General features: G+C 35.8%; 10 protein-coding genes and 2 pseudogenes. 3 read left to right on the top strand and 9 right to left on the bottom strand.

Annotation, left to right across the window (positions count from 1 at the left end; all coding sequences use genetic code 11):
* Window positions 1-211, bottom strand: a pseudogene (locus tag VKJ25_RS16530) (site-specific DNA-methyltransferase); the annotation flags it as partial.
* A gap of 417 nt (window positions 212-628) precedes the next feature.
* Here VKJ25_RS16530 and mnmG point away from each other — a divergent pair.
* Window positions 629-2,533 (top strand): tRNA uridine-5-carboxymethylaminomethyl(34) synthesis enzyme MnmG, encoded by a 1,905-nt coding sequence (gene mnmG, locus VKJ25_RS16525; RefSeq protein WP_324237735.1) that lies wholly within the window; start codon window positions 629-631, stop codon window positions 2,531-2,533.
* 106 nt (window positions 2,534-2,639) lie between these two features.
* Here the strand turns inward: mnmG and VKJ25_RS16520 are convergent, their stop codons facing one another.
* Window positions 2,640-3,524 carry a restriction endonuclease gene (locus tag VKJ25_RS16520; protein WP_324237734.1) on the bottom strand — a complete coding sequence of 295 codons (885 nt, stop codon included), beginning with the start codon at window positions 3,522-3,524 and terminating at the stop codon, window positions 2,640-2,642.
* A 208-nt stretch (window positions 3,525-3,732) separates the two neighbouring features.
* Between VKJ25_RS16520 and VKJ25_RS16515 the strand changes: the two genes are divergently transcribed.
* Window positions 3,733-5,061, top strand: coding sequence for a DNA cytosine methyltransferase (locus tag VKJ25_RS16515; protein WP_324237733.1), 1,329 nt, complete (start codon window positions 3,733-3,735; stop codon window positions 5,059-5,061).
* 54 nt (window positions 5,062-5,115) lie between these two features.
* Here VKJ25_RS16515 and VKJ25_RS16510 read toward each other — a convergent pair whose 3' ends face one another.
* Both VKJ25_RS16510 and VKJ25_RS16505 read right to left on the bottom strand, forming a co-directional pair.
* Window positions 5,116-5,727, bottom strand: a complete 612-nt coding sequence (locus VKJ25_RS16510) for a hypothetical protein (protein WP_324237732.1) — start codon at window positions 5,725-5,727, stop codon at window positions 5,116-5,118.
* Window positions 5,728-5,739: 12 nt separating this feature from the next.
* The gene (locus tag VKJ25_RS16505; RefSeq protein WP_324237731.1) at window positions 5,740-6,075 is read right to left on the bottom strand and encodes a helix-turn-helix domain-containing protein; all 336 of its coding nucleotides are present in this window, start codon (window positions 6,073-6,075) and stop codon (window positions 5,740-5,742) included.
* 250 nt (window positions 6,076-6,325) lie between these two features.
* On the opposite strand from VKJ25_RS16505, the gene VKJ25_RS16500 reads away from it, so the two are divergent.
* Window positions 6,326-6,715, top strand: coding sequence for a DUF433 domain-containing protein (locus VKJ25_RS16500; protein ID WP_324237730.1), 390 nt, complete (start codon window positions 6,326-6,328; stop codon window positions 6,713-6,715).
* Window positions 6,716-6,804: 89 nt separating this feature from the next.
* Here the strand turns inward: VKJ25_RS16500 and VKJ25_RS16495 are convergent, their stop codons facing one another.
* From VKJ25_RS16495 to VKJ25_RS16475, 5 genes and pseudogenes are all read right to left on the bottom strand, one after another.
* Entirely contained in the window at window positions 6,805-7,380 is a 576-nt protein-coding gene (locus tag VKJ25_RS16495) for a Uma2 family endonuclease (RefSeq protein WP_324237729.1), read from the bottom strand.
* 343 nt (window positions 7,381-7,723) lie between these two features.
* On the bottom strand, window positions 7,724-8,338 hold the full coding sequence (locus VKJ25_RS16490) for a hypothetical protein (protein ID WP_324237728.1): 615 nt from the start codon (window positions 8,336-8,338) through the stop codon (window positions 7,724-7,726).
* Window positions 8,339-8,652: 314 nt separating this feature from the next.
* A complete protein-coding gene (locus VKJ25_RS16485) occupies window positions 8,653-9,264 on the bottom strand; it encodes a hypothetical protein (protein WP_324237727.1) in 612 nt (203 codons plus the stop codon).
* Between the two features lie 213 nt (window positions 9,265-9,477).
* On the bottom strand, window positions 9,478-12,903 hold the full coding sequence (gene mfd / locus VKJ25_RS16480) for a transcription-repair coupling factor (RefSeq protein ID WP_324237726.1): 3,426 nt from the start codon (window positions 12,901-12,903) through the stop codon (window positions 9,478-9,480).
* Window positions 12,904-13,024: 121 nt separating this feature from the next.
* Window positions 13,025-13,374: pseudogene (locus tag VKJ25_RS16475) on the bottom strand (hypothetical protein); the annotation flags it as partial.

Below are 13,374 nucleotides of genomic sequence, written 5' to 3'. Positions count from 1 at the left end.
CTACTAAACCTTGATTAGCAAAATCATCCCAAGTCCAAGTATCAATAAAAGCTTGTGTTTGCGCCTTATCTTCCCCACCAATATTATTATAAATTTGATTATAATTACGCTTAGAATTAAACGGCGGATCTACATAACATAAATCCACAGATTCATCTTTAATATGTCTGCGTAAAACCTCTAAATTATCACCATAAAAAAGTTGGTTCACTATCTGAATAATTCTCCTTTTTGTAAATCAAATATTACCAATGATAAATGTTATACTATAAACTTAAACAATAACTCAAGTGATTTTGGGCAATATATTTTTAGGAATTACGCATAGACGCTATATATAGCGCTTAAAACTATTGTACAATAGTTTTTCAACTCTATACATAGTACCTTTGCGTAAGTCCTGTTTCAATATTGCTATCAAACATTTGTTTAAGCTTCCAACTGCTGAAGTTGGTACTGATCGCTGTTACAGTGGGTTCCACTTTGGTGAGGTACACCACGAAGCAAGCAAAATGCACGGTTCGCGAAAAATCGCACTGGGAACATTTAATTTTTATATCGGGCACTCTTCTCTGTTCCCTGTTTCCTGTTTCCTGTTCCCTGTTCCCTAGTATAACTGATAACTAAAATGACCAAAAATTTCGATTTCCAAGACGAATACGACATCATCGTAGTAGGCGCTGGCCACTCCGGTTGCGAAGCTGCTCTTGCTTCCGCACGCCTCGGTTGCCACACCCTCCTACTCACTCTCAACCTGGATAAAATTGCCTGGCAACCATGCAACCCCGCTGTTGGGGGACCTGCAAAATCTCAACTTACCCACGAAGTCGATGCTTTGGGTGGAGAAATAGGCAAAATGGCAGACCGCACTTATCTGCAAAAACGGATTCTCAACTCTTCTCGCGGACCTGCTGTTTGGGCGTTACGCGCTCAAACTGATAAACGGGAATACGCTAACATTATGCGTAACATTGTCGAAAACCAAGACAACCTCCGAGTCCGGGAAAGTATGGTTACAGACTTGGTTTTGGGAGACAACGATGAAATTATTGGAGTAGAAACCTACTTCGGTGTTGCCTTCAAATGTAAAGCTGTCATTCTCACTACCGGAACTTTCCTCGGTGGCGTTATTTGGGTAGGCAATAAATCTATGCCAGCAGGTCGCGCCGGAGAATTTCCTGCTATCGGTTTGACTGAAACTCTGAATAATCTTGGTTTTGAGACCGGACGCCTGAAAACGGGTACTCCTGCTAGAGTTGATAAACGTTCCATTGACTACACCGATCTGGAACCGCAACCGGGGGATGAAAAAGTGCGTTGGTTTAGTTTCGATCCGGAAGTTTGGGTGGAACGGGAACAGATGTGTTGTCATCTCACGCGCACTACTCCCGAAACTCACAAATTAATTCGCGATAACTTGCATTTGTCTCCTGTTTACGGTGGGTGGGTGGATGCGAAAGGTCCCCGTTATTGTCCGAGTATTGAGGATAAAATTGTCCGGTTTGCTGATAAAAGTAGTCATCAAATATTTATTGAACCGGAAGGGCGTGATATTCCAGAACTTTATATTCAGGGGTTTTCGACTGGTTTACCAGAAAAATTGCAATTACAAATGTTGCGCAGTTTGCCTGGTTTAGAAAGTTGTGTGATGTTGCGGCCTGCTTATGCTGTGGAATATGATTTTTTGCCAGCGACTCAATGTTATCCGACGTTGATGACTAAGAAAATTGAGGGGTTATTTTGTGCTGGTCAAATTAATGGTACGACTGGATATGAGGAGGCAGCAGCTCAAGGTTTGGTAGCGGGAATAAATGCCGTTAATTTTGTTAAGAATAAGGAGATGATTATCTTTCCCAGAGAACAAAGTTATATTGGTACTTTGATGGACGATCTATGTACTAAAGATTTGCGCGAACCCTATCGAATGTTGACGAGTCGTTCGGAATATCGTTTGATTTTACGGTCTGATAATGCTGACCAAAGACTAACACCTTTGGGTCGAGAAATTGGTTTAATAGATGACCGTCGCTGGGAGTTATTTGAGAAGAAGCAAGCTAATATTAATGCAGAAAAAACTCGGTTAAATTCAACTCGAATTAAAGAATTAGAAGAGGTAGCTATTAATATTGTTGCCGATACTAAGACAAGAATTAAAGGTTCAATTAGTTTAGCAGATTTATTGCGCCGACCAGGTTTCCATTATGTAGATTTAGAAAAGTATAATTTGGGGAATTTAGATTTAAAATTAGTGGAAAAAGAAGGAGCCGAAATTGATATTAAATATTCCGGTTATTTGCAAAGACAACAAAATCAAATCGACCAAATTAGTCGGCAAGAGAATCGGAAATTGCCTGCTAATTTAGATTATTTTGCTATTGATACATTGTCGATGGAAGCGCGGGAAAAATTGTCAAAAGTTCAGCCATTAACTATTGGGCAAGCGTCAAGAATAGGGGGAGTAAATCCGGCAGATATTAATGCTTTATTAGTTTATTTGGAAGTGCAATATAGACTTGTGGGAGTTAAAAGTTAAAGGTTAAAATTCAAGAGTAATCTTTGGCTTATTTTTCGGTATCTGTCGATAAATTGCGACTTTGTAGGGGTTTGGTATCCAAACCCTTTCTTGATGTTATTTATTATTAACTAAACTCCTTAAAAAACCTTTTATCAATCTCATCAACAGTTTTGGGTATTAAACCAAGTTCTAACTGTTCAAACATTAGAATTAATTTACTAGCATCTACTAATTCTATGGGCGGAACTCCATCTCTAACAGCTTCTCTACGAGCTTCACTGGTAAATGTTCCAGTTGTAATAAATATACCTTTATCTGCTCTTCCCATTATTGCCCCACGAAAATCACGAATTTCTGGCGCTCCTACTGAACCAATATAACGTTTACACTGAAATAATACAGGAATACTTATTAATAAATTAATCCGTAATATTCCTTTGCCATCAATACCACCGTCTCCACTTCTACCTGTAATTTCTACTTGTTGAAACCCAGATTCTCGTAATAGTCTTTGACAGAGATGTTCAAAGCCACTAGGTGAAAGATTTCTAATAGTTTCTAATAGTTCTTGGCGATAGTTTCTGAAACTATTTTCGTTTGAGTCGGGAGCTGCAACATTATCTTCATCTGTTTCTAGCTCTTTATTAATCTGATTATTTATACTCTCTTGACGAAAAGCTTGTTGAAGTTTTTGAAAGATTTCCAGAGCTTTTTTAGATGTAATTTCTGAATTAATTCCAGCTTCTGTTAATTTCCAAATCCCTCTTTTTGATGAATCAATATATCCAGCTTTAACTAAATAAAATCTTGCCCATGCAACTTGATTATCAAATCTAGATGATGTTCCACTGGGTAATTGTTCATCAAGAATATTATCAGATATTTGTAAATTTATAGCAATTAAATCTTTAACTTCTGAGGGAGTACCTGAATTTCCTAATTCTTTTAATGCTGAAATTACAGGTGCAAAATATTTGACAAACTGAGGTCCTTTATTTGGCTTTGCCATAATAGCTTCATGGATATATTGACTTTGAGTAAGAGTATTCTACCAAATAACCTTTTTGATAAATACCCACAGATGTAAGAATAGTTTAGTAGTCTTGAAAAATATAAAATTTGTAGATTTTTTTAATGCTGGTAGAGCGATCGCTCACCAATAATGTATAATTAAATTTCTACTATTTTCTTTACTCAATTTTACTCAATCTTATCCTATGTTTCCTTCTTCTTTTGAAACTAAATTAGCAGTCAGTTTATTTGCAGGTTCGGGCATTGGCGATAAAGCATTTGAAACAGCAGGCGTTCAATTCTTATTACATAATGAACTTATTACAGAACGAGCTAATTTAATCAAAACTAACTTTCCTAATTCTACCGTAATAAATGAAGATATTTTAAATAAAGAAGAAGAAATTATGAATACAGTTCACAAAATAATTGGCAATCAAGAACTATTTGCTATAATTGCAACACCACCTTGTCAAGGAATGTCACAAAATGGACTAGGAACTCTTTTATTAAATGTTAGAAAAGGTCTCCGCCCAAAATTAGACCCACGAAATAGACTTATATTACCTGCTCTTCGTATCGCGGTAGCATTAAAACCAAAATGGATTATTTTTGAAAATGTTTCACGAATGTCTAATACAGTTATAGAAGATGAAAATGGAAAATTAAGACCTATTTTAGACTTAATTTCTGAATATTTAGGTTCGGAATATATCGGTGAATCAAAAGTTGTTGAATTTGCTGATTATGGTATTCCACAATGTAGAAAAAGATTAATTACAGTTTATTCCAAACTACCAATTGCTAAAAAATATTTACAGTCTGGTGGTTCTTTAATTCCTCCAGAAACTCATCATCAACTAGGAAAAAATTCACTTCCTAAATGGATTACAGTTAAGGATACGATAGGTGACTTTCCTATTTTAGATGGCAAAAATTCAGAAACCGCAAAACATCCTAATTTACCACTTCACTATGTACCTATATTAACTCCTGAAAAATATCAATGGATTAGTCACACTCCTGAAGGAAATTCAGCATTTAATAATCAATGTATTAATCCAAAATGTGGATTTAAAAATAATCCCACACATAAAGCTTCTCGTGATTCTTCAGGTATTAATCGAGCCAATAATAATACTCCTTTATACTGCATTAAATGTGGCGATTTATTACCACGACCATTTACTAAAACTAAAGATGGAAAATTGAGAATCATGCGAGGTTTTACCAGTGCTTACAAAAGAATGAGCTGGGATATTCCAGCTCCTACACTAACAAAAAACTTAAGTTTTCCTTGCTCAGATCGTAATATTCATCCCACACAAAATCGCGTACTTTCTTTAGCTGAAGCTTGTAAATTACATACTATTTCAGATTTTAATTATAAATGGGGTCCTTTGATTTGGAAAAACAAAAAAATTAAGCAAGCATCAGATAGTTTAATCAGAGAATCAATCGGTGAAAGTATCCCACCCAAATTTATGTATTTGCTCGGTCAACACTTAATTAATATTACTGAAAAAAAATATTAATACAACCCCAAAAGAAAATCCTTTGCAGCTTGAACTATTTTCTTTAAGTAATTTTTAGTAGTTAATTCCTAACTTTTTAAAGAACTGAATATAATCTGGTAAATCAGAGAATAAAACCCAATTATTCATCAATTTATCTCTAGCAGTTTTTTTAGTAACACAAACACTTGTTGTTCTTCCTCCTCCTGCTTTGGGAATTGTATTTGAAAAGTCATTTGGTACAAGTTTATTAGAATAAAAAGCCGACATAATTGTTGGTATTCCCTCAAAATAATCCCAGAATAAAGCTAGTAAATTATTAATATATTGATGATGTCCTTTCCAATCTAAACCTGTTAGAAAAGATATTCTAGAATTACCTACTGGTAAATTACTGGTTACTCCTGTTTTCAAGCTTCCACAAGATGTTTTAACTTCTACTCCTCCATGAGGAAATTGATCCCAATTAATTGCGGATGAGTTATTTAGATATTCTTTTGGGATTAAATCTGGATAACCAGTTTGAGATGGGTTAAGTACTAAATGTGAGGAAATATTGGCAAAATTTGAGACAAAAATTGCTCCGATGAATGCTCCAGTTTGCTTTTTATCTATTACTTCAAACAAACTAATACCAACAACTTGTTTAAATATTATTGCCAAAGTAATTACCGTTGTGTTTGTCAATATTGCTGCTTTTTATACTTCTTTAGACGTGAATTTTTCTCCTTTATTAGTGTAAGTAAAGTCTGTATTAGTAGAATTATTAAGGATGTACTTAATTACAGATTGAGGCGATCGCATCTTATCTGTTTCTAACAAAGCAAAAGTTTGAGAAATAAGCTCAGTTGGATGAATATTTAGGCGTTCAGCAAGTTTTGAAACCACTTCTAACGTAGGACTTTTTAACCCCCTTTCTAAGTCACTAACATAAGTACGATGAGCAGCACCTTCAAAATCTTCCTGGGATAAACCTTCCAGTTGTCTGTATGCAGCAAGCACTCTGCCAAAAGCTTGATTAATAGATTTTTTCATGACTGCATACTATTGCATTCACAAATTATTTTCTACAGGCAATAGTATGCAATTTATCAACAAAAAAGTAGAAAATTTACAGCTTTAACTCTACATATAGTTATATTTTGTGGAGATTTACTCTATATATACTTTTTTATATAAATAATTTTACCTTTTAACATTCTCTATATAGTGCCAGTTTCCTTGTAACAAAATATAAACTACAATGGAAACAAGACTGCTGAAATTTTTCACGCCAACAAAAAATATGATAAACCAATCTCACAAAGAAGCAATTATTATCCGTACTGAAAGAGGTCTAACGATTTCAGGTACTCGGATTACTCTCTATGACATTATGGATTATCTCAAAGCTGAGTATCCACCCAAGTACATTCGCGATGCTTTCGATCTTACTGAAGAGGAACTCCATGGTGTTCTTTCTTATATAAAAAACCATCAAGTAGAAGTTGAAGCAGAGTATCAGGAAGTTTTGAGGATGGCAGCAGAAATTCGAGCCTATTGGGAAGAACAGAATCGCGATCGCTTGGCAAAAATTGCTGCCAGTCCTCCCCGTCCAGGATATGAAGCAGTTCGAGTTAAACTGACAGAAAGGAAAACCAAGCGTCAAGCAAGGAAAACACGATCATTTTGGTAGACTACAATTTAAACCATTGCTATCTTGCTTTCTGGAAGTCTGGTTAAAGGACGTTTCATGGAACGTCCCTACAGTTTACTCCTCTTTAACTACCAAATTGTTGTCATATCTAATATAAATCCAGGCAAAACATCTTCACCAGATAATATTTCCGGAGAGTCTAATATTTCCACATCTTTACCAGCACGATAAATTTCTACTTGCTGATTTTTAGGATTAATTAACCAACCCAAATGCATTCCATTTTCCAGGTATTCTTTCATTTTTTCTCTAGTTTTAGGTAAGCTATCGGAAGGTGACATTAATTCTATTAAAAAATCAGGGCAAAGAGGTAAGAATTTAGTTCTTTTTTCGGGAGTTAAATTATTCCATTTTTCTATAGATATCCAGGAAGCATCAGGAGAAAGATTGGCACCATTAGGGAGTTGAAAACCTGTGGATGAGTCGAAAACTATACCTAGCTTTCTTTGGTCATTCCAAATCCAAATTTTAGAAGTTAATCCAGCGTTATAACTTCCAGTTTCTCCTCCCGTCGGCGACATAATAATTAAATCTCCTTTAGCATTTCTTTCAAATCTTAAATCCGGGTTTTTTTGACAGAGTTGAAAAAATTGTTCTTCTGTCATGTCAATTACTGAGTTAAGCTCGATAGTCAAATTTGTCATTTTGGTTATTTATTCCTCAGAGTTAACTACAAAATTATTGTCATATCTAAGTATAAATCCTGGTAAAATATTCTCTCCAGATAATGTTTGAAGAGAGTCTAATATTTTTACATTTTTACCAGTAAGTTAAGAACATTTATTATAACCGATTATCCAATTGTTGGAGTTAAAAGTTAAAGACTTTTGTAGGATGCGTTAATGAAATGTAACGCACCATGTACAATGTTAATTTTCGGTGCGTTACGAAGGATGTCTATTGAACTGATAACTTAAATAGCATTGACCTATGATAATGAATAATTAATAATTAATCCCTCGCTATAAAAACTAGATTTTCGAGATTTTATTCACTCTTATCTAACTGCAATAAACATTCTTGAAATACATAATTTACGACAGCAAATAATCTATCTAAATCTCCAATATTATAACTGATAATATTTCTTGTAAAAATATCTCCTTTTAATTTCCCAAACTGCCAAGTTTGACCGTTAGAAACAATCCCAAAAATTATTTGTTCTAAATCATGGTTAATTTTCTGTACTGCGACTAATTCAGCTAAACATTGACCCCATCCTTCATTAAATTGATCTTGCTTTGCTTCGACTACTAAAAAATATGGTTTGTCAAAAATAACTGTAGTTAAAGGATGACGTTTTGCCACTATATAATCTGGTTGACCAGATAGATTTTCATCGTAAGTTAATGTCTGATGACTCCAAAGAGTTAATTTTTTTCTATACATTTTCCAGACTTCTTTTAAAACTGGATAAATCAGATTTTCACAAATAGCACCTTCTGAATTATCAACAACACCATCTGTGAATAATAATTCTAGTTCTGCTCGAAAATTCTGAGGTACAGCAAATTCAAGTTCGTTGATAAAATCTGATAAAATATACTTAATTTCAAAGTCTTTGGCAACTGCTGCAATACTTTTATAATTACTAAATGGCATAATTAATTTAATGGATAATTGATAATTGATAATAAAAACTATCTCTAATTATTAATGTTATTGTGCTTCAATTATCTGGTTAAAAATGTGGTATAAGTTAAGTAAATAATTATTTTATTTATAGCAGATTTCACTAAGCGTGAGGTACACCTGCGCGAGCAAGATGCTCGCACTAATCAAACTTAATTATTAATATCTGTACCTCACCCTTCTTGGGAAATGCTATATTTTTATTGCTATTTGCGCACTGTTTCCCAGTTAATGCTTAAATTATAGCGATCGCTCACCATAAAATACTAAATATTATAATTTTTTTAACTATTATCTAACTGCAATAAACATTGCTGAAATACATAATTTACCACAGCAAATAATTTCTCTAAATCTTCAATATTATAGCTGGCAATATTTCTGGTAAAAATATCTCCTTTCAATTTTCCAAATTCCCAAAATTTACCGTTAGAAACAATACCAAAAATTGTTTGTTCTAAATCATTATTAATTTTCTGTACTGCTAATAACTCAGCCAAACATTGACCCCATCCTTCGTTAAAATTATCTAGCTTTGCTTCAACTAATAAAAAATAGGGTTTACCAAAAATCATTCTACCTAAAGGACTGAGTTGAGCGACAATATAATCTGGTTGTCCTGATAGTTTTTCATCATAAGTTAAAGTCCTATGACTCCAAAGCATTAATTTGTCATAATAAAGTTTCCAGACTTCTTTTAAGATTGGAAAAATTAAACTTTCACAAATAGCATATTCTGAAGTATATACAGATAAATTAGAAATTGTAAAATCTAACTCCTCTATAAAATTCTGATTTACGGAAAATTTAATTTCATTGACAAAATTTGCATAAACATATTGAATTTGAAATTCTTGGGCAACTGTATCAATATTTTTGTAATTACTAAATGGCATAATCTAATGGATAATTAATAATTGATAATAAATAATTCAGTAATAGACTGTTTCATTTTAAATGGTACATTAGAAAATGGGGTTATGGGATACTGAAATAGTTCACTACTAAACTAAATTTACTAATTATCCATCATTAATAATTAATAATTAATAATCTGTGCATCAATCCGTGTATCCGTGGCCAAATCCGTGTCTGCTAAACTAAAGTTACTAATTATCCATTACTAAAGCTCCTTCCATTTTACCCAACCAATCTATCAAACTTTCCAACTGTTTATCTGCACTTAAAACACCTAAACCTCTAACCGTAACTCTACCCTTACTAAACACAAAACGAGACTTTAAATGACCAGGTAATTTCTCCTTCAATAAATTCCATGCAGGTTCCTCCATTGGTGTTTCTAAAACAACGTGTTGTTTGCCCTCTACTTTAATCCGAGAAAAGCCCATTTTTTTGGCAATTTGTTTTAATTCCATCATCCTTAATAACTGTAAACCAACTTTTGGAATAGCACCATAGCGATCGCTCCAATCAACCTCTATTTGATTCAATTCTTCCCGACTATTAGCAGTAGCAACGGCGCGATAAGCACCCATTTTTTGATCTAAATCTGGAATATAATCTGCCGGAATAAACGCAGTCAAACTCAAATCAATTTGCGTATCATCAACTTGAGGGATTTCTTGACCTTTAATTTCCCGAATCGCCTCCTCCAACATTTCTGTATACAAATCAAATCCAATAGTATTAACCTGTCCAGACTGTTCCGCTCCCAAAATATCTCCCGCTCCCCGAATCTCCAAATCTCGCATTGCCAACTGATACCCCGAACCCAACTGAGTAAACTCCTGAATTGCTCGCAACCGTTTTTGCGCCTCATCTGTCAGCGCTGCATTACCGGAAGCAGTAGTCGGATAAAACAACCACGCATGAGCTTGCACTCCCGCACGTCCTACCCTTCCTCGCAACTGATACAACTGAGACAAACCAAACTTTTGAGCATCTTCTATAATTATCGTGTTAACACGAGGAATATCCAAACCAGATTCAATAATTGTAGTACAAACTAAAATATCAGCTTCCCCAGCACTAAACGTTAGCATAATTGACTCCAACTCTGCCGCATCCATTTGTCCGTGACCGATATTAATTCTAGCTCCAGGAATCATTTCTCGTAATTTTCCAGCTAATTCTTCAATACCTTCAATGCGTGGCACCACATAAAATATCTGACCTCCACGGTCTAATTCTTGTCTGATAGCAGTGCGAGCAGTTTCCAGATCGTAAGGTGCAAGGTGAGTTTGAATCGGACGACGCAAAGGAGGTGGAGTTGTAATCAAACTCATTTCCCGAATCCCCGAAAGCGCCATATATAATGTTCGCGGAATTGGTGTTGCCGTCAATGTTAGCACATCCACTTGAGCTTTCAGCGCCTTAATTTTTTCCTTCTGGTTAACCCCAAACCGTTGTTCCTCATCTACCACCAACAACCCCAACTCCCGAAACTGGATCGTTTTACTTAAAATTGAGTGAGTACCGACAATAATATCTAATTCCCCAGTTGCCAACCTGCGTTGAAGTTCTTTCTTTTCGCTACCAGTACGAAAGCGGTTGAGTAAACCTATTTCTATGGGATACGGAGCAAAACGTTCTTTCAAAGTGTGATAATGTTGTTGAGTTAAAACTGTTGTCGGTGCCAAAAATGCTACCTGTTTTTCGGCAGTAACAGCTTTAAAAATTGCTCGAATGGCAACTTCAGTTTTACCGAAACCAACGTCACCGCAAACCAAACGATCCATTGCTCGCTCACTTTCCATATCCCTTTTCACATCTTGGGTTGCTTTCAACTGATCGGGGGTCGGTTGATAGGGAAACGAATCTTCCATTTCTTCTTGCCACGGGGTATCGGGAGGAAAACTGTAACCTGTTTGTTTAGAACGTTGAGCATAGAGTTTTAGTAAATCAACGGCTAATTTTTTGATTGACTTGCGGACTTTATTTTTCGTAGTTTCCCAAGTTTTGCCAGTCAGTTTGTTGAGTTGCGGTTTTTTCTTATCCGTACTTCTCAACCTCGACAACGAACCAAGTTGATCGGCAGCAACTCTAAGCAAACCATCAGCATATTGGATTGCTAAATAGTCGCGAGTTTCGTTGTTTATAGTCAAACTTTCTAATTTCACGAACTTGCCGATACCATGTTGGCGATGAACTACATAATCTCCTGGTCGCAGTTTATTGGGTTCTACTTGTTTGGAAGCAGCTTGACGGCGTTTGCGAATATAGGTGGGAGTAGCGAGAGTGTGTTGTCCGTAAAATTCTCTGTCAGTGATGACAGTTAACCGGAATGTAGGCAAAATAAATCCTTCTAATTCTGCTAAACCGCTATATTTGAGAGCAACAGGAGTATATTGGGTTTGCAGTCTGTCAATAGCAGGGTAGTCGCGGGAGTTGGGAATAAACTGAGCCGGACAGTCGTGTTCCTGAAGGAGAGAGACGGAACGCGATGGTTGAGCAGAAATGAGGAAAATGGAATGTTTGCGTTCCCTTTCTTGACGCAAGTTTTCTGCCAGTTTTGCGTATTGGTGTGGCATCACTGGTAAAGGACGACTGGCAAGGTTGAGAGTGTAGGGAACCGAGGCGGTAATACCGCTCTTGGTTTCTTTGACGAGTTCTGATAAATATAGTCTGGGAAAAAATTCGACTTCTGCGAGGGAGTCGGCAAAGGTACGATGAATTTTTGGTGATTTTGTGGCAGTGTTGAGTTGTTGCCAATTTTCTTCTACCAGTTCAAACCAGCGATCGCCATGAGCAACACATTGTTCTGGTTCGTCGATGGCAATGAGAGTATTTTCTGGCAGGTAGTCTAACAGGGAAGCAAATATTGAGTCAGTGCCAGACTCTAAATTTCCTAATCCCCACTGACTAAAATCTCTAGGTGTTAACACTATTTGGGAAATTTTGTCAAGGGAACGTTGAGTAGAAGGGTCAAATTCTCTAATTTTTTCCAGTTCGTCGCCAAAAAATTCTAGACGTACTGGTAATTCTGAGGCGACGGGAAATACATCTATAATATCCCCCCGGCGACTCCACTGCCCCTCGGTTTCGACTAAGGGTACTCGTTCGTATCCCATCTGAGCAAGTTTTTCATCGAAGGTTTTGGAGTTAATGGTAATACCAGAGTAGAGGGTTAAGCAGTAGGGTTGAAATTTTTTGACTGTAGGTAGGTGGGGTTGGAGCGATCGCTCTGTTGCCACGACTGCTATTTTGGCTTTATTATTACCGTTGTTGGTTGCATTTTCTAGAGTAACTAAGTCTGCCAAAACCTGCATTTGTCCCCAGATCATTTCTTCTGAGTAGGAAGGTTCATAAGGGGATGCTTCTGAAGTCGGGTAAAAGTGAACTGTCGGCCATCCCATAGCTTCTAACTGTGCAGCCCAACGTCCTGCTTCTTCTAATGTTGCAGTGACAATGAGTAAATTTTGCTCTTGTTGTTGGGCGAGGGTAGATGCGACTAAACCTTTAGGTAAACGGGGAGCGCCGTTTAGTTGTAAACATTCGTGTTTTTGGAGTTGGTTTAAGAGTTCAGTTGTGAGAGGCGATCGCCCTAGTAGTTTAATAATAGATGATAGTGTCATTTCAGTTATCAGTAGGCAAATATAAAGGTAAGCATTCAACTAATAGTTGAATGCTTGCATATAAAGAAAACTCTTCTTCTTAAATAAAGAAGGATAATATTAATTCAGACTCAATTTTTTCCTATTTTGAGGATTTATTTTTGATTAAATCTAAAAGTTCCTCCCGTGATAGATTAAGTAATTGAATTAGTATTTGAGCATATTTATCAGTAGATAAATTTAATAAAGTTTCCACAACTTCTAATAGCTTTTGGTCAAGGTCGCCAAACCTAGTTTTCAACAAGCTTTCCAGTACAACTTTTTGTCCTTCTTGTCGTCCTTCTTGACGACCTTCTATTCGTCCTTCTATTCGTCCTTCTTGCCTAACATCTTCACGCCATTTCAAATAAGCTGGTGATAAATTCATAATTAATTCTTTCTCCTCATTCGTTAAATTTTGTTGGATTTCTAAATTCGTTTTCCATATTGAAA

It is taken from the genome of Okeania sp. (genome assembly GCF_035285525.1).
Taxonomy (GTDB): Bacteria; Cyanobacteriota; Cyanobacteriia; order Cyanobacteriales; family Microcoleaceae; genus Trichodesmium.
The sequence above is the reverse complement of the archived record's forward strand: the minus strand, read 5'-3'. Positions and strand labels throughout refer to the sequence as shown.